Raw genomic sequence first — 18433 nt, 5'->3', positions numbered from 1 at the left:
CGTGTTGTAAATTCGCCGCCATGTCCGCCCCGGCCTCCATAGACCCCCGCCTGCTGCGCGCCTTCCTCACCGTTGCCGAGGAACTGCACTTCACCCGGGCCGCTGCCCGCCTGTACGTCGCCCAGCAGGCGCTCAGCCGGGACGTGCGGCGGCTGGAGCGGGAACTGGGGGCCGAACTGTTCGTACGGACCACCCGGCAGGTGACGCTGACCGCCGACGGCGAGCGGCTGCTGCCGCACGCCCGGCGGGTGCTCGCCGCCCAGGACGACCTGCTCGCCGACTTCGGCCAGGCCCGGCCGCTGCTGGTCGACCTCAACTCCGCGGGCCTGCTCACGGGCCGCCGAGTGCTGCACCGGGCCCGGGAACTCGCCCCCGACTGCGAGTTGATGGCCCGCTACGAGAGCGGTTTGACGGGAGCCGCGGCCGACCTGCTCGCCGGCCGGCTGGACGCCTCCTTCGGGCGCTTCGCGGGCCTGGAGGCGGCCCTGCGCTCCGGCCTGGAGCAGCAGCCGGTGCGCTACGAGCCGATGGCCGTCGTGCTGCCCGAGGAGCACCCCCTGGCCGGCCGGCCGGTGGTGCCGCTGGCCGCGCTGGCCGGGGAGGCGGTGTACGCGGGCGCCGGGAACCCGCGCACCCGGGAGTGGACCGACCTCGCCCTGCGCCTGTTCGAGGGGCGCGGCATCCGGCTCGCCTCCCCCCTTCCGCTCGCGGTCGGGGACGAGGAGTTCGAGCGGATCATGGCCAGGACGCGGAATCCCGTGCTGGCCGTGGTGGACTTTCCGCAGATGCCGCGCACGGTGCTGCGGCCGCTCGTCGACCCCGTGCCGCTGTCGCCCGTGTCGCTGGTCTGGCGCAAGGGGCTGGTCCATCCCGCACTGGCCGCACTCCGCAGGGCCGCGGCCGAGGTCGCCGGGGCCGAGGGGTGGCTGCGACGCCCCGCCGGCGCCTGGATTCCGGCGGCCGACGACAAGGTGATGAGCCTGAACACCTGACATACGACCGGCGCCCGGCCGGACCGCCGGCTCACTCGTCGAACCACACCACCAGCCGCACACCGTCGTCGCCGTGCACGCCGGCCAGGGCGCCCATGATCGTCCACACCGGGTGCCAGGTGCCGTCGGGCGGGACGGCGTCGCGGCGGCGGGAGCGCTCGACGCAAAAGATCGAGGCCCCCGACTCCCACCGGGTCCCCTCCGGCCACCGGTCGGGAATGCTCGACGGGTCGGTCGTCAGCGTGTTGACCCCGGCCGCGCGGGCGAAGGCCCGGCTCCAGACCCAGGGCCGGCGCAGCCGGAGGGTGCCGTCGGGGGCCCGGTGGTACTGGGCTATGTGGGTGGAGCGGGGGAGCGCCGGTTCGTCCCAGTCGACGGACCGCGCCTCGGCCCAGGAGAGCCAGGTGGCGCCGAAGGCGGCCTCGCCCCATGACTCCCGTTCGGCCCGGACCGGGGCCGACGTGTCCGCCGGCAGGCCCCGGTCGGCGGCCACATGGCGCCACCGGGCACCGAAGTCCCGAACGCCGAAGAGGCAGGCGAAGGCCTCGTAGTCCCGGGGCATCGCGAGCATCGCCAGGTCGAGGGCCGGGCACCAGGCCGTCCCACCGGGAGCCAGACCCTCCCTCCAGGTGCGGCATTCGATCCAGCCGTGGATGTCCGTTCCCATGGCCCCCGATATTCCCTCACCGTCTCCCGGTGCCGCGAGTGAGAGCAACGTTCCCTTCCGGTCACCCACAGCCACAGGCAGGAAACGCACCCTGCCTACCTTCTGGACTCATCACCGCGAACCACCCGAGCCCCGGAGCACCGTGGAGGCGTCATGACGGCCCCAGCCCCAACCCCGACCCCACCCCCTCGTAGCAGCCGCTGGATCGAACGCTGGGATCCGGAGGACGAGGGATTCTGGCAGGAGACCGGGGAGAAGACCGCCAAGCGGAATCTCTGGTTCTCCATCCTCTCCGAGCACATCGGCTTCTCGATCTGGACCATGTGGTCCGTGCTCGTGCTCTTCATGGGGCCGGAGTACGGGCTCACCCCCGCCGACAAGTTCCTGCTGACCTCCATGGTCACGCTCGTCGGCGCCGTTGTCCGCGTGCCCTACACCTTCGCCGTCGCCGTCTTCGGCGGACGGAACTGGACGATCGTCTCGGCCGGTCTGCTCCTCGTGCCGACCACCGCCGCCTTCGTCGTCATGAAGCCGGGGACGTCCTTCTCCACCTTCCTCCTCGTGGGGCTCCTCGCAGGCATCGGCGGCGGCAACTTCGCCTCCAGCATGACCAACATCAATGCCTTCTTCCCGCTCAGGAAGAAGGGGTGGGCCCTCGGGCTCAACGCGGGCGGCGGGAACATCGGCGTCCCGGTCATCCAGCTCGTCGCCCTCGCGATCATCGGGGCGAGCGGCGGGCCGCGCGTGCTGCTCGGCATCTACATCCCGCTGATCGTCGTCGCCGCCCTCCTCGCCGCGCTCTTCATGGACAACCTCGCGTCCGTGAAGAACGACACCGGCGCCGCGAAGGACGCCGCGAAGGACCCGCACACGTGGATCATGTCCTTCCTCTACATCGGTACCTTCGGCTCCTTCATCGGCTACAGCTTCGCCTTCGGGCAGGTGCTGCAGAACCAGTTCGGCCGTACGCCCCTGCAGGCCGCGTACCTCACCTTCATCGGCCCGCTGCTCGGCTCCCTCATCCGGCCCGTCGGCGGCTGGCTCGCGGACCGGTACGGCGGAGCGCGCATCACCCTCTACAACTACGTCGGCATGGCCGCGGCCACCGCCGTGCTCGTCGTCGCCAGCATGCAGAAGTCGCTGCCGCTGTTCGTGTCGGTCTTCGTCGTGCTGTTCGTGCTGAGCGGGCTCGGCAACGGCTCGACGTACAAGATGATCCCCGGGATCTTCCAGGCCAAGGCCGTCGCGAAGGGGCTCACCGGCGAGGAGGCGGCCGCGTACGGCCGGCGGCTGTCCGGCGCCTCCATGGGGCTCATCGGAGCCGTCGGCGCACTCGGCGGTGTCGGCATCAACCTCTCCTTCCGCCAGTCCTTCCTCTCCTACGGCTCCGGCACCGGCGCGTTCGTCGCCTTCCTCGCCTTCTACGGCGCCTGCTTCGTGGTCACCTGGGCCGTATACCTTCGCCGGCCGGCCGGGCAGGTTCACGCCAATACTGCTGCCTCGGAGGCGAAGCCGCAGCTCAGCTACGCCGAGGTGTGACGTCGTATCGGTAACACCGACGACATCAAGCCGAACCGAGCCTGTCACGCGCCGTTGACAGGCTCGTTCGGTATGCGGGCCAGGTAGGAGAGCCATGTACGACACACAGCAGCAACCCGATCAGGGACCCCTCGCCGGGTTCACCGTGGGGGTGACGGCCGCGCGCCGGGCCGACGAGCTGGGCGCGCTGCTCCAGCGGCGCGGCGCCACGGTGCTGCACGCGCCCGCCCTGCGCATAGTGCCCCTTGCCGATGACGGCGAACTGCTCGCCGCCACCAAGGAGATCATCGATCACGTCCCGGACGTGGTGGTGGCCACCACCGCCATCGGATTCCGGGGCTGGATCGAGGCCGCCGACGGCTGGGGCCTCGGGGAGCCGCTGCTCGGGCGGCTGGGCGGGGTGGAGCTGCTCGCCCGCGGGCCCAAGGTGAAGGGTGCCGTCCGGGCCGCCGGGCTGACCGAGGAGTGGTCGCCGTCGAGCGAGTCCATGGCGGAGGTGCTGGACCGGCTGCTGGAGGAGGGCGTCGACGGACGCCGGATCGCCGTACAGCTCCACGGGGAACCACTGCCGGGGTTCGTGGAGGCGCTGCGGGCCGGGGGAGCGGAGGTCGTCCTGGTGCCGGTGTACCGCTGGATGCCGCCGGAGGACATCGGGCCCGTCGACCGGCTGCTGGACTCCGTCGTCGCGCGCCAGGTGGACGCGCTCACCTTCACCAGTGCGCCGGCCGCCGCGTCGCTGCTGTCGCGGGCCGAGGAGCGGGGGCTGCTCGGCGAACTGCTGGCCGCGCTCGGCCATGACGTGCTGCCCGCGTGCGTGGGCCCTGTCACCGCGCTTCCCCTGCAGGCCCGGGGCGTGGACACGGTGGCGCCGGAGCGGTTCCGGCTCGGGCCGCTCGTCCAGCTGCTGTGCCAGGAACTGCCGGGCCGGGCCCGGGCATTGCCGATCGCCGGGCACCGGGTGGAGATCCGGGGGCACGCGGTGCTGGTGGACGGCGAGCTGAAGCCGGTGCCGCCGGCCGGCATGTCCCTGCTGCGGGCACTCTCGCGGCGGCCGGGATGGGTGGTGGCCCGCGCCGAACTGCTGCGCGCGCTGCCCGGCGCGGGCCGCGACGAGCACGCCGTGGAGACGGCGATGGCGCGCCTCCGCACGGCTCTCGGGGCGCCGAAGCTGATCCAGACGGTGGTGAAGCGGGGATACCGGCTGGCGCTGGACCCGGCGGCGGACGCGAAGTACGCGGACGCGTAGCGCCGGGAAACTCGCTCGCCCCGGGCGCCTCCTTGAAGAGATCCTCCGGGCATGGAGTTCCTCTGCTACCACCGCGACCGGCCCGGCTCCGTGGCACTCCGGTACGAGCTGCTGGAAGAGCACTGGTCCTACATGGACCGGTACGCGCGGGAGATGATCGCCCGGGGCCCGACCCTGGCCGACGACGGCGACACACCCACCGGAAGCGTGCACATCCTCGACCTGCCCGGCCCCGCAGCCGCCCGCGCGTTCGCCTTCGACGAGCCGAACCACCAGGCCGGCGTCTACCGGGACGTGCTGCTGCGACGGTGGCGCAACCTGCTGGGACGGACCATGTGGGACTTCCCGGGCGGCCCGACCGACGGCAACCGCTACCTGGTGCTCGGCCTCGGCGCGGGGCAGGCCGCCGACCTCGCGGTGCCGGCCGACCGGGACGAGCTGATCGCCTACGGACCCCTGCTGTCCGACGACGGCACCGCCTGGCTCGGCACGGCGGCGCTGCTGCGGGCACCGGACCCACAGACGGCACGCGGCCTCCTGACCCCGGACCGGTACGCCGGCATCGAGGTGCACAACTGGCAGTTCGGCGGCCGACGCTCATGACCTGAGGACCTCCGGCCGACGCCCACCCACCTCGAACCAGAGCAGCTTCCCGGCGCCACGGTCCAGCGGGCTGTCGGCGAGGGCCAAGCCGCCCCACGAGTCGGCGTATTCCTGTACGAGGTGCAGCCCGCGTCCGTTGTCGGCGTCCGCCGGGGCGAGCGGTACGCGGTCCCGAGGCGGCTCGCCGAAAGGGGCGGGGATCCGGGGATGGCCGTCCCAGACCCCGACCCGCAGCCGACCGTCCGCGAGAGCGGTGAGCCGCAGGGACGCGGGGCTGTTCGTGTGCCGGTAGGCGTTGGCGACCAGTTCGGACGTCAACAGCTCTACGTTGTCGAGGACGTCGAGTCTTCCGTGGGACTTCAAGGCCGCCCGTACGGTCATACGTGCGACGCGTGCCGCACGCGGATCATGGGGCAGGCGAAGGGCGTACACCCAGGTGTCGGGCAGGGATACGGTGCCCATGGAAACCTCCGGGAAGAGAAGGGAATCGGGCCGACCCAACGACCGCGCCGGGCGGTGGCTCTGCCTGGGGTGGGTGCGCTTCCGGCTTATGGGTGGGGGGAGTTGGGCGGTGCATCATCACCGTAGAGCAGGCGGTTAGATGCATCTAACGGAATGGATTGAAAGCATCCATGCTTCACTCCTGTGAGGGAGCGCGGCGCCGCGTTGCGGCCGGGAAGGAGAGGGCGTGCCGCCCACCAACAGCCCTACGCTCCGACAGCGACGGTTGGGTGCCGAGCTGCGCAAATTGCGTGAGCGGGCTGGACTCACCGCCACGGGTGCCGCCGAACTCCTCGGCGTCAACCAGGCGCGCGTCAGCATGATCGAGACCGGCCGCACCCCCATCAGCGCCGACCGGCTGCGCTCCATGGCACGTGTTTACGCCTGCTCCGACGAAGAACTCGTGGACGCACTCGCCTCGATGACAGGCGGACGCACCCGAGGCTGGTGGGACAGCTACCGCGATCATCTGCCCGTCGGTCTCATCGACCTTGCCGAGCTGGAACACCATGTGGCGGCACTGCGTGTTGCCCTGGTGATTCACATCCCCGCGCTGCTCCAGACAACCGACCACGCCCGGGCCCTCTTCAAGGAGGCGGTGCCGCCACTGCGGCAGTACGAGATCGAGCACCGGGTAAGCCACCGGATCAAGCGGCAGGAAATCCTCCACCGCGAAGACCCGCCCCGGTACACGGCAGTGATTCACGAGTGCGCACTCCACATGGGGTACGGCGGCTCCACCATCGTGCGTGAACAGCTCAAGCATCTGCTGACCATGAGCGAGCTGGAGCATGTGACCGTGAAGATCATCCCGTTCGGCAGGGGCTCCTACCCGGGCACAGGACAGTCCGTCGACTATCTGGTGGGGCCGGTACCTCAGCTCGACACTGTTCAGTTGGACACCCACCACGGATGCGAGTTCCTCGATGCCGAGGCGCAGTTGGAGAAATACCGTCTCGTTCTCGACCGCATGGAGGCGAGCGCTCTCGAACCCGAAGAGTCCCGTGACCTGATCCACCACATCGCCCAGACCATCTGAGGGAACCATGTCCGAACTCCACTGGCAGAAGTCGACGTACAGCCCCGACGCCTCGAACTGCGTCGAGATAGCCACCACCCCCTCCGCCATCCACATCCGCGACTCGAAGACCAGCACCGGCCCCCACCTCACCGTCACGTCCTCAACCTGGGCGGACTTCCTCTCGTACGCGGCAGAGGCCGAAGTCTCATCCGCTTCGTGTTGACGGTTTCCAGAAGCGGAAACCAGAGACCCCTGCCGGACGCCGGACACGATCAGGACGATCAGTGGTGACAACCGGCCCACGTAAGGGAGGAGCCTGTGGTGGTAACGCTGACTCGGCTGGTGGGTGAGTGCGACGAGGGTGAGTGCCCAACGCTGTACGCCACCGACCGGGGGACCTTAGTCGTGCAGGGAGGCCTTCTGGCCGACCATGGTCGTGATATCCCGGCGCACGAAGCCCTCGTCGAAATCCCCGTCGAGCTGATCCGGAAGGCTGTCCGTGGCAATCTCGTCTAGCCGCACCCTGGGGGACTGGTTCACCGCTTTCCAGCGGGAAGCGTTCCGGCTGGAGACGTTGGACGACTACAGCCAGTCGGGAGGGGTCGACGCCTATCAGGCGTTCCTGGCAGGGCAGGATCAGCCGGAGTCGTACAAGACAGCCGCGTGGCTGACAACGGTCGGGGACGCCACCAAGGCCGGCAAGCGTGTCTACCGCGTGCACATTCTGGCCCGCCCGCTCACGGACTATCTCCGGTTCGAACTGCCCTGGGGGTACCGGCGGAACATGACGGCAGGCGAGGAGTTCTTCATCCTCGACACCACCGAAAGTCAGAACCCGGTTCCCGACGCGCCCGACTTCTGGACGTTCGATGACAGAGTGACAGGGGCGATGGCGTAGGACGAGGCCGGGAAGTATCTCGGCAGCGAGTTCGTGGAGGAAGACCGGCTGGCTGAGTTCCGGGCCTACCGGGACACGGCTCTCGCGTACGCCGTTCCGTTCACGGAATGGTGGGCGCGGCACGGGGAGTGAACAAGGCTGAGACTGCCATAGGGGTGTCCGACGCCGTCAAGGCCGAGTACATGTCGGTCGCCAGGGCAGCGGCGACCGAGGCGACGGCATGGCGCCTGTAGGACGCAAGCAGCTCAACGAGGAACAGCTCACGCGTGCCGTAGGGGCAAGAATGGCGAGACAGCGGATTCTCTACGAACCGGGGCGGCAGCTTCGCTTTATTGTGACGGAGTCGGCGCTGAGATGGAGAATCGTGCCGCCTCTGGTCATGGCCGGGCAACTCGACAAGCTCGTCTCCGTCTCCCGGTTGCCTGGTGTCGATCTCCGGGTCGTGCCGCTGGCGGTGCGGCAGACGGACTTCCCCAGTCACTCCTTCTCGATCAAGGATGATCGCATGGTGACGGTGGAGACCGTCCATGCAGAGCTGGTTGTGACCGATCCGCGGGATGTCGCACTGTACATCGAGAAGTTCGAAGGTTTTGAACGCATCGCGGTTTCTGGAAATGCCATGCGGTCCATGGTTGAAGGAATCCGGGACGAGTTCTTGCAGCAACAGGAAACAGGCTAGATGTCCCTCCTGTGTCGGCCGACCATGAACCTGTGCCCATTGAAGGGCGGTTGACGGCCCGTTCCGCGGCCGTAATCACCATCAGGAGGCAGTTGATGCAGAACGGCACCGACCTGTACGCCCTCGACATCGACGCGGTGGATTTCGTCCAGGCCTGCGGCGGCCCATGCACCGAAGGATGCGTCGTGCTCGCCCGGATCGGTGAGGACGCCTGGGCCCTGGGTGACGGCAAGCGGCCGGAGCTGGAGCCGCTGCGCTTCACGTCGACGGAACTCGCGGCGGCCGGGATCGAAGCGGCCCGCTTCGGCCTGAGCGCCTGACCTCGCCCCACGGCGCGGCCCGCCCCGTCACCTCCCTGGGGCGGGCCGGGCCCGCGCCCGGATCTCCACTGCGCCCCATGGGAACGACTGGTGCATCATCACGGCTATCTGTGGACGGGCTCGAAAGAGCGCTTCGACACCGAGGCTCTGCGGCGACCCCCGCATCCCGAGCCGCCGCCGGCCGGAAGCAGGCCGGAGCTGATCCAGCGCTGTCGCGAGGTGGCGGCGGAGTTCCCGACTGTGGATCTTCCTCCGTTGGAGACGGCGTACTGGCTCGTCAAACCACGTTCCCTGGTTCGTGGCACGTGGGGTGGGGCGGAGGATGCAGCCGCCTGGATCGGGGCTCGCGTGGCCGAGTACGTGCCGCGGTTCGCCTCCGAACGGGAGCGCAACGTCAGTGATCTTCCGCGGCTGGTCGACTCCGCTGCCGAGAAGCTGAGGTCGGGCGGCGACATGGCACTCGGGTTCTACCTGGAGCGGCCCTCGTATCTCTCTCTGGCCGTCGTGACATGTTCTCCGAACCGGACGATGCCCGGACTCACCTGCCCGGTCATGCGGAGCGGCTGACGCGGCCGTGCACCAGCAGCGCCCGGATCAGCAGTGCCAGCGCCGTCGTGGACCCGACCGCCCGCAGCACGTTCCACGCCACCCACGGTCCTTCGAAGTGCTGTCGCAGGGCGGACGGATCCCCCTTCGCCGCCAGGGCGTTGTTCAGCGGGATGTTGAACGCCACCGTGACGAGGAAGACCAGGGCGTACGCCACCAGGGCCGCCCAGACCCAGCGGGCGGCGGCCGAGCCCCGCAGCTGCCATGCCGATATCCCCGTCAGCACCAGCGCCCCCATGAAGCTCAGGAAGAACACCGGGTTCTGGATCACGGTGTTGATGTTGCGCATGACCTCGACGTACGTCCGGTCGTCGCTGCGCGTCAGCGCCGGCATCACCGCGCAGGCGAAGATGTAGAAGACCCCGGCGATCAGGCCCATGGCGACCGTGGCCGCGCCCAGGACGAGCGTGCTGCTGCGCGCTTCCCGTACGTCCCGCGTATCCCGCGTATCCCGCGCGTCCTGCACACCCCGTGAATTCCTCGTGTTCCTCATGCCTTCAGCCAACCGGAGCGCCCCCTGCCCCGCCCATGGCCGAAGCGCGCGCCCGCATACGCGGGCGTCCAGACCGCGGTGCCGGCCTCACCACTCGGGTCCGTTCCTCCCCCGTGCGGGTCCGGCCGCCCCGCGCGGCCGTGCGCGTGCGACCTCGTGTGCTCCGGCCGGCCGGGCGTGCGCTCTGCCGGGTGCCGCGGGAGGGACGGCAGGCTGTCGGGGCGGGGCCGCACCGCGGGGGGCGGGGCGGCGAGCACACGGGGGGACGGGAATGACACGCTGGCAGCCCCTGCCGGATTCGCTGCCGCGCGAGGCTCGGTACCTGGTCGAGCGGTTGCGCGTACTGAAGGACCGCACCGGACTGAGCCTTGCCGAACTGGCCCGTCGCACGGCGTACAGCAAGTCGTCCTGGCAGCGGTATCTCAGCGGGGCCAAACCGCCGCCGAAGGGGGCGGTCCAGGTGCTCGGCCGGCTGGCGGGAGCGGACCAGGCGCGGCTGCTGGCGCTGTGGGAGATCGCCGAGCAGGCGTGGCCACGGCGCACGGCGGAGCCCGCCGGCCCGTCGGCGGCCGCGGCCGCCGACGTCGCCGCCGGAGCCGGGCCGGAGCCGCGCGGTGCGGCGCACGGGCGGTGGCGCAGGGCGGCGCCGGCCGCGTTCGCCGTCGTCGTGCTGCTGGTGGCGGGGCTGCTGTGGGCGCTGCCCCGGGCGCGGGCGACCGTTCGACCGCCGGTCCGGGGCCGGGTGGCCGTACGACTGCCGGTCCGGGGCCGGGGGGCCGCACGATTGCCGGTCCGGGACCAGGGGGCCGTACGTTCCCCCGCCCCCGGACCGTAGGCGTCCTCAGCCGAGCTTGTCGTAGTACGCGAGCTTCCAGGGGCCGGTGCCCTTGATCCGCACCCGGTACTTGCCGCTGATCCGCTTGAAGGTGACGTTCCGTGCGTCTCCCAGGTACGTGACGACGTTGCCCGAGGACGGGCCGCGGAGCCAGCGCTGGGCGAACGTCCAGCTCTGGTCGGTGACGACGCCGTCGTTGTCGGAGAGGTGGTAGTGCTCCTGCCACCACTGGGTGGCCGATTCCGTCTCCGGGCCGAACGAGCCGTCGATCTGGCCCCTGGTGAAGGAGTGCCAGTCGCCGTCGTCGTCCTGCCACTGGGCGCCGTCCGCGTACAGCACGGTCTCCCACAGGGCCGTGGCGTTGCTCCGGGCGTAGTCGTCGATGCCGAGGTTCTCCTCGTCCTGCCAGTCGTCGGTGACGCCCCCGCCGCCGTCGACGCCGTGGTAGGAGGCGGCATTCGCGGCGGGTGCCAGGGCGATGCCGGTGGCTCCGGTGCCCAGCAGTGCGGCCGTCGCCATCGCGACGACCCTGGTGCGCATGCTCATGAACGTCCCTTTCTGAACCGCCGTCCCCCGTGGTTCCCCCTGGGGCGGCTCCGGTGCTTTCGCAGGACACAGCGTCACGGCCGGGTGCCGCAGCGGCGAGGCCTGAGGGCGTATCCGGACCGGAAGGGACGGACCCACGCTCCCAGCACCGTCGTCCCCGCCGGGGACGGGCCGCCCGGGGACTTCGCGGGCCGGGGTGGCACGGCACGGTCCGAAGGCGCGTGCCCCGAGCGGTACGAGGGGTTTCGGATGGGTGCGTGGGCAGGCACTGTGAGAGAAGGAAGCGAAACCCCACCCCTGCCGGATCCGCCTCTCTGCCGGATCCCCACCCTGGTGACCCTAGGCGGTGACAGGCACATGGCACTGGGTACGGCCACGGCCCCGTACGAGCTGCGGTTCGACGCCGGACGGCTCTGTCTGGATCTTCTCGCGACCACCCACCCGGTCGAACGGCTGGACGCCGTCGGGCCGTTGCGGGCCTGGATCGCCGGGTCCGGGCTGGTGCCGCCCGGCACGTCGCTGGGCCACGCCGACGCCTCCTGGCTGGTGGGGTTCCGGGAACTGCGTGGGCACGTCGGACAGTTGGTACGCAGTTCCGACCCGCCCGACGCGCGGTCGTACGATCAGGCTCTCGGGCAGGTCAACGAGGTCGCCCGTGCCGCGCCGCCGGCCCCGTGCGCGGTGCGCGGCGAGGACGGAATGCTGGTGCGGGAGTTGGTCCGGGAGCCCGGATGCGCGGGGCTGCTCGCCGTCGTCGCGCGGGACGCGGTGGAACTGCTCACCGATCCCGTGGCGCGGGCGGCGGTCAGGGAGTGCGAAGGGGACAACTGCCCCCTCGTGTACCTGGACACCTCACGGGGGCGCCGGCGCCGCTGGTGCTCCAGCGAGGTCTGCGGGAACCGCGAGCGGGTGGCCCGGCACCGGAGGCGGGCCGCCCTCGCCCGGGCTTGAATGTCCGGTACGGTACTTGTGCCGGATTGCTCCCGCGGGACGGCCGACGTGATTTCGGCAACACCCGGTTTGCCTCCGGTCCCGCGCGGGCAGCTCGGCCACCCTCCGGCGATGTGTCGGAAATGTAAAGATCATGCGGTGGGAATGTGCGCGCATGTCCCGCTCGTCACGTCACCTGCAAGAAAACTCTCAGGTCGCGTTGAACGCCCTGCCACCCCCATCCGTACGGGTGGGCGAGCGACCGACTGGGGGAACCCCCGGACACCGGAGGTGGGCGTGCGCAAGGATGCGGCCGTGGCCAATGAACGTGGAACGAGGGCCCGACATCGCATGTCCTCACAGCCCTCGGAACCGGATGAGGAGCTGATGCGTGCGCTCTACCGTGAGCACGCCGGACCTTTGCTTGCGTATGTCCTCAGGCTGGTCGCCGGTGATCGGCAGCGCGCCGAGGACGTCGTGCAGGAAACGCTCATCCGTGCCTGGAAGAACGCCGGTCAGCTCAATCGGGCGACCGGATCGGTACGCCCCTGGCTGGTGACGGTCGCACGCCGCATCGTCATCGACGGCCACCGCAGCCGGCAGGCCCGGCCGCAGGAGGTCGATCCGTCGCCGCTGGAGGTCATCCCCGCGGAGGACGAGATCGACAAGGCGCTGTGGCTGATGACGCTGTCTGACGCGCTCGACGACCTGACCCCGGCCCACCGGGAGGTGCTCGTCGAGACGTACTTCAAGGGACGTACCGTCAACGAGGCGGCGGAAACTCTGGGCATACCGAGCGGAACCGTCCGTTCCCGGGTGTTCTACGCCCTGCGGTCGATGAAGCTGGCACTGGAGGAGCGGGGGGTGACGGCGTGATGAGCGGGTACGGGGGTATGCAAGGGTTCGGCACGGGTGGTTCGGGTATGTCTGGCTCCATGCAGGGATCACAGGCCCCGAACGAGCACGAGACCGTCGGCGCCTACGCCCTCGGGATCCTCGACGATGCCGAGGCAACCGCTTTTGAGGCACACCTCGCCGGTTGCGAGTGGTGTGCCCAGCAACTGGACGAGCTGGCCGGGATGGAGCCGATGCTGGCCGCCCTCGCGGATCTGCCGGGCTCCGGCAGCACGCCCGCGATCGGCGAGTCGCTGTCCGCCAGGCCGAGCCCCCGCCTGATGGAGAAGCTGGTCGACGAGGTCGCCGAGCGCCGGGCACAGAAGCGGCGCAAGGGCTTCTACATGGTCGCGGCCGCGGCCGCACTGATCATCGGCGGCCCGATCGCCGTCATGGCGGTGAGCGGCGGCGGCGACTCTGGGCAGCAGGCCACGCCGCTGGCGGCCACGGCCCAGACCACCTTCGACCAGATGCCGAAGAAGATCTCGGGCACGGACAGCACGACCGGCGCCTCGGCGACCGTCGGCTTGGCGGAGAAGGACTGGGGCACCTCGACGGTCCTCCAGCTCAAGGGCGTCAAGGGTCCGCTCAAGTGCTCCCTGGTCGCCGTCGCCAAGAACGGCGAGCGCCAGACCCTGGGCTCCTGGTCCGTCCCGAAGTGGGGCTACGGCATCCCGGAGGCCAAGACCGAGCAGTCCAAGAATCCGCTGTACATCGGCGGCGGCACGGCCCTCAAGCCGAACGAGATCGACCACTTCGAGGTGATGACCTTCGACGGCAAGAAGCTCGTCGAAGTGGACGCGTAGCCTCTGCGGGCCCCCTTCGCGTACGGTTGACGGCTGCCCAGCACGTCAGAAGGGGGCCCGGTGGCCGCTCAGGCTCAGCAGGAAACCGCGCTCGACTCGGTCCGGGACCGGGAGATCAGCGTCGAACAGGAACACCTCGACCGGGTGTACCGCCGCCTCGAGGAAAAGATCCACGAGGCGGAGTTCCTCATGAACGACGTGGCCAAGCGCGGCCAGGTCGGCACGCCGGGTGCGCTCGCCGAGCGGGACGCCCAGGTCTTCCGGGCCGGTATCCACCTCAACCGGCTCAACAACGAGTTCGAGGACTTCCTCTTCGGACGGATCGACCTGCTTCTCGGCAAGGACGGGAAGAAGGGCCCCGACGGGGCGTACACGGCGGTCGAGCCCGCCGACGGCGCGGTGCGGCCCGACAACACCGCCGACATCGCCGAGACCCTGCACATCGGCCGGATCGGCGTGCTCGACGAGGACTACTCCCCGTTGGTCATCGACTGGCGGGCACCCGCCGCCGCCCCCTTCTACCGGTCCACCCCCGTCGATCCGGGCCGGGTCGTGCGGCGCCGGGTCATCCGCTCCAAGGGCCGCCGGGTCCTCGGGGTCGAGGACGACCTGATGCGCCCCGAGCTGACGGCCTTCCTCGACGGCCGGGAGCTGCCCGCCATCGGCGACGGCGCCCTCATGGCCGCCCTCGGCCAGGCCCGCAGCCACACCATGCGGGACATCGTCTCCTCCATCCAGGCCGAGCAGGACCTGGTCATCCGCGCCCCCGCCGCCTCCGTGACCTACGTCGAGGGCGGCCCCGGCACCGGCAAGACCGCGGTCGCCCTGCACCGCGCCGCCTACCTGCTCTACCAGGACCGCAGACGCTACGCGGGCGGCATCCTGATCGTCTCGCCGACCCCGCTGCTGGTGGCCTACACCGAGGGCGTGCTGCCCTCGCTCGGCGAGGAGGGCCAGGTCGCCATCCGCGCGATCGGCTCGCTCGTCGACGGCGTGGAGGCCACGCTCTACGACTCCCCGTCCGTGGCCCGCGCCAAGGGCTCGCACCGGATGCTGAAGGTGCTGCGCAAGGCCGCCCGGGGCGCGCTGGAGCTGGGGCGGGGCGGCGGCGCCCCCCTCGGACAGCTCGCGTTCGACGACGACGGCGACACCGCACCACAGGCCCCCGCCGGCCCGCCCGCCCGGCTCCGGGTCGTCGCCTTCGGGCGCCGCCTCGAGCTGGAGGCCGGCGAGCTGGAACGTATCCGCCGTACCGCTCTGGGCGGTACCGCGCCGGTCAACCTGCTCCGGCCGCGCGCCCGCCGGCTGCTCCTGGACGCCCTGTGGGCGAAGTCCGGCGGCGCCTCCCGGCACACCGACCCGGAGCTGGCCGCCGAGCTGCGCTCCTCCTTCGACGAGGACGTCACGAGCGAGGACCCCTTCATCGCCTTCCTGGACGCCTGGTGGCCCGAGCTGACCCCGAAGGGGGTCCTGGCCGCCATGGCGGACGAGCGGCGCCTGGGCCGCTGGGCGCGCCGGATCCTCAACCCCGGCGAGGTCCGCCGGGTCGCCCGCTCGCTCAAGCGCGACGGGCACTCCGTGCACGACGTCGCCATGCTCGACGAACTCCAGGCGATCCTCGGCGCCCCGGCCCGGCCGAAGAAGAAGCGCGAGCTGGACCCGCTGGACCACCTCACCGGCCTGGAGGAGCTGATGCCGGTGCGCGAGGAGAGCCAGCGCGAGCGGGCCGAGCGGCTCGCGCAGGAGCGCACCGAGTACGCGCACGTCATCGTGGACGAGGCGCAGGACCTCACGCCGATGCAGTGGCGCATGGTCGGCCGCCGCGGCCGGCACGCCACCTGGACGGTCGTCGGCGACCCGGCCCAGTCCTCCTGGTCCGACCCGGACGAGGCGGCCGAGGCCCGCGACGAGGCCCTCGGCACCCGCCCCCGGCGCCGCTTCCAGCTCACCGTGAACTACCGCAACCCGGCCGAGATCGCCGAGCTGGCCGCCAAGGTCCTGGCCCTGGCCATGCCCGGCTCCGAGGCGCCGTCCGCCGTACGGTCCACCGGCGTCGAGCCGCGTTTCGTGGTCGCCCGGGACTCCCAGGAGCGGACCGTGCGCGCGGCGGCCGAGCTGCTCCTCGACCAGGTGGACGGCACCGTCGGCGTGGTCGTCGCGATGAACCGGCGCGAGGAGGCCCGGCGCTGGCTGGCCGGGCTCGGCGACCGGGTGGTCGCGCTCGGCAGCCTGGAGGCCAAGGGCCTGGAGTACGACGCGACGATCGTGGTGTCCCCGGCGGAGATCGCGGACGAGTCACCGGCAGGCCTGCGCGTGCTGTACGTGGCGCTCACCCGGGCCACCCAGCAGCTGACGGTCGTCTCCGGCGAGCGGGACGAGCCCGACGCGACGGGGGTGCCGGACCTGCTGCGGGACTGAATCCTGTGAACTCGTCCGGCGGGAATGGCCTTGCGGGATCCGTTTGTTAGCCTTGGTGTGGCACCGGCCCGATCCAAGCCCCCGGGCCCAACCTTCGTCCCTGCGAGGGACCACTTGCCGCGAGGCGAGCATGGCGGGTCGGTGTCATCAGCGTGTGGGAGGCCCACGTCACGGATGTGATGTGGGCCTCTTGCTTTGCCCGGACAGCCCCTTTCCCTGAGTGATCTGCTCTCGTATGGTGGAAGTGGTTTTCCGAAATTAAGCGCCTGCCGTGAACAAAACGTCCGCAATCCGGGGCGACTACCGCGTACTCAGGGGTAGGTGCGACGATCGGACGGCACAACTCGCGACACGGTGAAAGCAGAGGAAGTCGGCCATGGCAACGGCGCCCAGCGTCTCCTACTCGATGACCATCCGGCTGGAGGTGCCCGCGAGCGGAACCGCCGTCTCGCAGCTCACCACCGCCGTGGAGTCCTCCGGAGGCTCGGTCACGGGCCTCGACGTCACCGCGTCCGGCCACGAGAAGCTCCGCATCGACGTCACCATCGCGGCCACCTCGACCGCGCACGCCGAGGAGATCGTGGAGAAGCTCCGCGGCATCGAGGGCGTCACGCTCGGCAAGGTCTCCGACCGTACGTTCCTCATGCACCTCGGTGGCAAGATCGAGATGCAGTCCAAGCACCCCATCCGCAACCGTGACGACCTCTCCATGGTCTACACGCCGGGTGTGGCCCGCGTCTGCATGGCGATCGCCCAGAACCCCGAGGACGCCCGCCGCCTCACCATCAAGCGCAACTCCGTTGCGGTCGTGACGGACGGCTCCGCCGTGCTGGGCCTCGGCAACATCGGCCCCAAGGCCGCGCTGCCCGTCATGGAGGGCAAGGCGGCCCTCTTCAAGCGCTTCGCCGGCATCGACGCCTGGCCGCTGTGCCTGGACACCCAGGACACCGACGCCATCGTCGAGATCGTCAAGGCGATCGCCCCCGGCTTCGCCGGCATCAACCTGGAGGACATCTCCGCGCCGCGCTGCTTCGAGATCGAGGCCCGGCTGCGCGAGGCCCTCGACATCCCCGTCTTCCACGACGACCAGCACGGCACCGCGATCGTCGTCCTCGCCGCCCTGACCAACGCACTTCGCGTCGCGGGCAAGGCGATCGAGAACATCCGCGTCGTCATGTCCGGCGCCGGCGCGGCCGGTACGGCCATCCTCAAGCTGCTGATCGCGGCGGGCGTGAAGAACGCCGTCGTCGCCGACATCCACGGTGTGGTGCACTCCGGCCGCGAGGACCTGGTGGACGCCCAGGCCGACTCCCCGCTGCGCTGGATCGCCGACAACACCAACCCCGAGGGCCTCACCGGCACCCTCAAGCAGGCCGTGCGCGGCGCCGACGTCTTCATCGGCGTCTCCGCCCCGAACGTCCTCGACGGCGACGACGTGGCCGCCATGGCGGACGGCGCGATCGTGTTCGCTCTTGCGAACCCGGACCCCGAGGTCGACCCCGCAATCGCCCGTCAGACGGCGGCTGTTGTGGCCACCGGCCGCTCCGACTTCCCGAACCAGATCAACAACGTGCTGGTGTTCCCGGGTGTCTTCCGAGGCCTGCTGGACGCCCAGTCCCGTACGGTCAACACCGAGATGATGCTCGCCGCCGCAAAGGCCCTGGCCGACGTGGTGACCGAGGACGAGCTGAACCCGAACTACATCATTCCGAGCGTCTTCAACGACAAGGTCGCGGGCGCCGTGGCCGGTGCGGTCCGCGAGGCCGCGAAGGCGGCCGGAGCGGCGTCCTAGGCGCTTGTGACGTACTGTGCAGGGGCTGTGAGGATCGCCACGGCGGCCCCTGCACCGGCGCGTCGCGGAACCACCTGGCGGCGGGCGCCCTCTAGGGTGACGGCCGAGCAGGCGCTTTTCGTGTGACTCCCTAGGGTGTTCTCACGACTCCTACGGGTGCCGGATTGGCTTTCCCGCCGCAGGTAGGGGCAGGATGCGTCCCTAGGCGCGAGCGCATCGGCATCGATCTCACCTCACGCCTCAACGGCAAGAAGAACACGGGAGTAACAACATGAACCGCAGTGAGCTGGTGGCCGCGCTGGCCGACCGCGCCGAGGTGACCCGGAAGGACGCCGACGCCGTTCTGGCCGCGTTCGCCGATGTCGTCGGCGACATCGTCTCCAAGGGCGACGAGAAGGTCACCATCCCCGGCTTCCTGACCTTCGAGCGCACCCACCGTGCCGCTCGCACCGCGCGCAACCCGCAGACCGGTGAGCCCATCAACATCCCGGCCGGCTTCAGCGTGAAGGTCTCCGCGGGCTCGAAGCTCAAGGAAGCGGCCAAGGGCAAGTAGCCGGTGAACGCGTCGCCGGCGCCCGTGGTGTCGACGGGCGTCGCCGCCGCTGCCGGAACCCGGGCGACGACGCTCCCGGAGCAGGCCACCAGCG

General features: G+C 70.5%; 20 protein-coding genes and 3 pseudogenes. 18 read left to right on the top strand and 5 right to left on the bottom strand.

Going from position 1 to position 18433, the window contains the following annotated elements; translation table 11 throughout:
• The first annotated feature begins 20 nt into the window (after positions 1 to 20).
• Entirely contained in the window at positions 21 to 992 is a 972-nt protein-coding gene (locus tag AB0H32_RS11290) for a LysR family transcriptional regulator (RefSeq protein WP_361117798.1), read from the top strand.
• A 31-nt stretch (positions 993 to 1023) separates the two neighbouring features.
• Here the strand turns inward: AB0H32_RS11290 and AB0H32_RS11285 are convergent, their stop codons facing one another.
• A complete protein-coding gene (locus tag AB0H32_RS11285) occupies positions 1024 to 1659 on the bottom strand; it encodes a hypothetical protein (RefSeq protein ID WP_361117795.1) in 636 nt (211 codons plus the stop codon).
• A 153-nt stretch (positions 1660 to 1812) separates the two neighbouring features.
• On the opposite strand from AB0H32_RS11285, the gene AB0H32_RS11280 reads away from it, so the two are divergent.
• From AB0H32_RS11280 to AB0H32_RS11270, 3 genes are all read left to right on the top strand, one after another.
• Positions 1813 to 3198: a nitrate/nitrite transporter gene (locus tag AB0H32_RS11280; RefSeq protein ID WP_361117792.1), complete on the top strand. Its 1386-nt coding sequence runs from the start codon at positions 1813 to 1815 to the stop codon at positions 3196 to 3198.
• A gap of 94 nt (positions 3199 to 3292) precedes the next feature.
• Complete coding sequence (locus AB0H32_RS11275) at positions 3293 to 4444, top strand: uroporphyrinogen-III synthase (RefSeq protein ID WP_361117789.1); 1152 nt, start codon at positions 3293 to 3295, stop codon at positions 4442 to 4444.
• A 51-nt stretch (positions 4445 to 4495) separates the two neighbouring features.
• Positions 4496 to 5047 (top strand): YciI family protein, encoded by a 552-nt coding sequence (locus tag AB0H32_RS11270; RefSeq protein WP_361117786.1) that lies wholly within the window; start codon positions 4496 to 4498, stop codon positions 5045 to 5047.
• On the opposite strand, the gene AB0H32_RS11265 is transcribed toward AB0H32_RS11270, so the two are convergent.
• Positions 5042 to 5509 (bottom strand): ATP-binding protein, encoded by a 468-nt coding sequence (locus AB0H32_RS11265; protein ID WP_361117783.1) that lies wholly within the window; start codon positions 5507 to 5509, stop codon positions 5042 to 5044. The genes AB0H32_RS11270 and AB0H32_RS11265 overlap by 6 nt on opposite strands.
• Before the next feature lie 226 nt (positions 5510 to 5735).
• Here AB0H32_RS11265 and AB0H32_RS11260 point away from each other — a divergent pair, with 226 nt between their 5' ends.
• The 7 genes and pseudogenes from AB0H32_RS11260 to AB0H32_RS11230 all read left to right on the top strand — a co-directional run bounded on the left by AB0H32_RS11260 (position 5736) and on the right by AB0H32_RS11230 (position 9033).
• Positions 5736 to 6587: a helix-turn-helix transcriptional regulator gene (locus AB0H32_RS11260; RefSeq protein WP_361117780.1), complete on the top strand. Its 852-nt coding sequence runs from the start codon at positions 5736 to 5738 to the stop codon at positions 6585 to 6587.
• 7 nt (positions 6588 to 6594) lie between these two features.
• Positions 6595 to 6792 carry a DUF397 domain-containing protein gene (locus AB0H32_RS11255; protein WP_361117777.1) on the top strand — a complete coding sequence of 66 codons (198 nt, stop codon included), beginning with the start codon at positions 6595 to 6597 and terminating at the stop codon, positions 6790 to 6792.
• Between the two features lie 98 nt (positions 6793 to 6890).
• Positions 6891 to 7085: a hypothetical protein gene (locus AB0H32_RS11250; protein WP_361117918.1), complete on the top strand. Its 195-nt coding sequence runs from the start codon at positions 6891 to 6893 to the stop codon at positions 7083 to 7085.
• Positions 7075 to 7599, top strand: a pseudogene (locus tag AB0H32_RS11245) (DUF6879 family protein). The gene AB0H32_RS11250 and the pseudogene AB0H32_RS11245 overlap by 11 nt, the downstream one beginning before the upstream one ends.
• Positions 7575 to 8146: pseudogene (locus AB0H32_RS11240) on the top strand (DUF5753 domain-containing protein). The pseudogenes AB0H32_RS11245 and AB0H32_RS11240 overlap by 25 nt, the downstream one beginning before the upstream one ends.
• A gap of 95 nt (positions 8147 to 8241) precedes the next feature.
• Complete coding sequence (locus tag AB0H32_RS11235) at positions 8242 to 8466, top strand: DUF397 domain-containing protein (RefSeq protein ID WP_361117774.1); 225 nt, start codon at positions 8242 to 8244, stop codon at positions 8464 to 8466.
• A 90-nt stretch (positions 8467 to 8556) separates the two neighbouring features.
• Positions 8557 to 9033, top strand: a complete 477-nt coding sequence (locus tag AB0H32_RS11230; protein ID WP_361117771.1) for a hypothetical protein — start codon at positions 8557 to 8559, stop codon at positions 9031 to 9033.
• Here AB0H32_RS11230 and AB0H32_RS11225 read toward each other — a convergent pair.
• A complete protein-coding gene (locus AB0H32_RS11225; RefSeq protein ID WP_361117768.1) occupies positions 9017 to 9538 on the bottom strand; it encodes an anthrone oxygenase family protein in 522 nt (173 codons plus the stop codon). The two genes, AB0H32_RS11230 and AB0H32_RS11225, sit on opposite strands and share 17 nt — an antisense overlap.
• A 298-nt stretch (positions 9539 to 9836) precedes the next feature.
• Between AB0H32_RS11225 and AB0H32_RS11220 the strand changes: the two genes are divergently transcribed.
• On the top strand, positions 9837 to 10400 hold the full coding sequence (locus AB0H32_RS11220; protein WP_361117766.1) for a helix-turn-helix transcriptional regulator: 564 nt from the start codon (positions 9837 to 9839) through the stop codon (positions 10398 to 10400).
• 6 nt (positions 10401 to 10406) lie between these two features.
• On the opposite strand, the gene AB0H32_RS11215 is transcribed toward AB0H32_RS11220, so the two are convergent.
• The gene (locus AB0H32_RS11215) at positions 10407 to 10946 is read right to left on the bottom strand and encodes a peptidoglycan-binding domain-containing protein (RefSeq protein ID WP_361117763.1); all 540 of its coding nucleotides are present in this window, start codon (positions 10944 to 10946) and stop codon (positions 10407 to 10409) included.
• Between the two features lie 357 nt (positions 10947 to 11303).
• Between AB0H32_RS11215 and AB0H32_RS11210 the strand changes: the two genes are divergently transcribed.
• From AB0H32_RS11210 to AB0H32_RS11185, 6 genes are all read left to right on the top strand, one after another.
• Complete coding sequence (locus tag AB0H32_RS11210; RefSeq protein WP_361117761.1) at positions 11304 to 11897, top strand: CGNR zinc finger domain-containing protein; 594 nt, start codon at positions 11304 to 11306, stop codon at positions 11895 to 11897.
• Positions 11898 to 12167: 270 nt separating this feature from the next.
• On the top strand, positions 12168 to 12752 hold the full coding sequence (locus tag AB0H32_RS11205) for a sigma-70 family RNA polymerase sigma factor (RefSeq protein WP_079071569.1): 585 nt from the start codon (positions 12168 to 12170) through the stop codon (positions 12750 to 12752).
• Positions 12753 to 12811: 59 nt separating this feature from the next.
• A complete protein-coding gene (locus AB0H32_RS11200; protein WP_361117757.1) occupies positions 12812 to 13576 on the top strand; it encodes a zf-HC2 domain-containing protein in 765 nt (254 codons plus the stop codon).
• A gap of 60 nt (positions 13577 to 13636) precedes the next feature.
• Positions 13637 to 15994 carry a UvrD-helicase domain-containing protein gene (locus AB0H32_RS11195; protein WP_361117754.1) on the top strand — a complete coding sequence of 786 codons (2358 nt, stop codon included), beginning with the start codon at positions 13637 to 13639 and terminating at the stop codon, positions 15992 to 15994.
• A gap of 376 nt (positions 15995 to 16370) precedes the next feature.
• Positions 16371 to 17786, top strand: coding sequence for an NAD-dependent malic enzyme (locus AB0H32_RS11190; RefSeq protein ID WP_361117751.1), 1416 nt, complete (start codon positions 16371 to 16373; stop codon positions 17784 to 17786).
• 271 nt (positions 17787 to 18057) lie between these two features.
• Complete coding sequence (locus AB0H32_RS11185) at positions 18058 to 18339, top strand: HU family DNA-binding protein (protein ID WP_217784782.1); 282 nt, start codon at positions 18058 to 18060, stop codon at positions 18337 to 18339.
• Here the strand turns inward: AB0H32_RS11185 and AB0H32_RS11180 are convergent.
• A pseudogene (locus AB0H32_RS11180) lies at positions 18339 to 18433 on the bottom strand (sugar kinase); the annotation flags it as partial. The gene AB0H32_RS11185 and the pseudogene AB0H32_RS11180 overlap by 1 nt on opposite strands.

This window comes from Streptomyces sp. NPDC020362 (genome assembly GCF_040642095.1).
GTDB lineage: Bacteria > Actinomycetota > Actinomycetes > Streptomycetales > Streptomycetaceae > Streptomyces.
The sequence above is the reverse complement of the archived record's forward strand: the minus strand, read 5'-3'. Positions and strand labels throughout refer to the sequence as shown.

Excerpts from the sequence above, each read along its gene's own strand:
- AB0H32_RS11285 (WP_361117795.1), bottom strand. The coding sequence starts at position 1,659 with ATGGGAACGGACATCCACGGCTGGATCGAATGCCGCACCTGGAGGGAG.
- AB0H32_RS11280 (WP_361117792.1), top strand. The coding sequence starts at position 1,813 with ATGACGGCCCCAGCCCCAACCCCGACCCCACCCCCTCGTAGCAGCCGC.
- AB0H32_RS11185 (WP_217784782.1), top strand. The coding sequence starts at position 18,058 with ATGAACCGCAGTGAGCTGGTGGCCGCGCTGGCCGACCGCGCCGAGGTG.
- AB0H32_RS11270 (WP_361117786.1), top strand. The coding sequence starts at position 4,496 with ATGGAGTTCCTCTGCTACCACCGCGACCGGCCCGGCTCCGTGGCACTC.
- AB0H32_RS11255 (WP_361117777.1), top strand. The coding sequence starts at position 6,595 with ATGTCCGAACTCCACTGGCAGAAGTCGACGTACAGCCCCGACGCCTCG.
- AB0H32_RS11235 (WP_361117774.1), top strand. The coding sequence starts at position 8,242 with ATGCAGAACGGCACCGACCTGTACGCCCTCGACATCGACGCGGTGGAT.
- AB0H32_RS11200 (WP_361117757.1), top strand. The coding sequence starts at position 12,812 with ATGCAGGGATCACAGGCCCCGAACGAGCACGAGACCGTCGGCGCCTAC.
- AB0H32_RS11210 (WP_361117761.1), top strand. The coding sequence starts at position 11,304 with ATGGCACTGGGTACGGCCACGGCCCCGTACGAGCTGCGGTTCGACGCC.
- AB0H32_RS11290 (WP_361117798.1), top strand. The coding sequence starts at position 21 with ATGTCCGCCCCGGCCTCCATAGACCCCCGCCTGCTGCGCGCCTTCCTC.
- AB0H32_RS11190 (WP_361117751.1), top strand. The coding sequence starts at position 16,371 with ATGGCAACGGCGCCCAGCGTCTCCTACTCGATGACCATCCGGCTGGAG.
- AB0H32_RS11215 (WP_361117763.1), bottom strand. The coding sequence starts at position 10,946 with ATGAGCATGCGCACCAGGGTCGTCGCGATGGCGACGGCCGCACTGCTG.
- AB0H32_RS11220 (WP_361117766.1), top strand. The coding sequence starts at position 9,837 with ATGACACGCTGGCAGCCCCTGCCGGATTCGCTGCCGCGCGAGGCTCGG.
- AB0H32_RS11265 (WP_361117783.1), bottom strand. The coding sequence starts at position 5,509 with ATGGGCACCGTATCCCTGCCCGACACCTGGGTGTACGCCCTTCGCCTG.
- AB0H32_RS11275 (WP_361117789.1), top strand. The coding sequence starts at position 3,293 with ATGTACGACACACAGCAGCAACCCGATCAGGGACCCCTCGCCGGGTTC.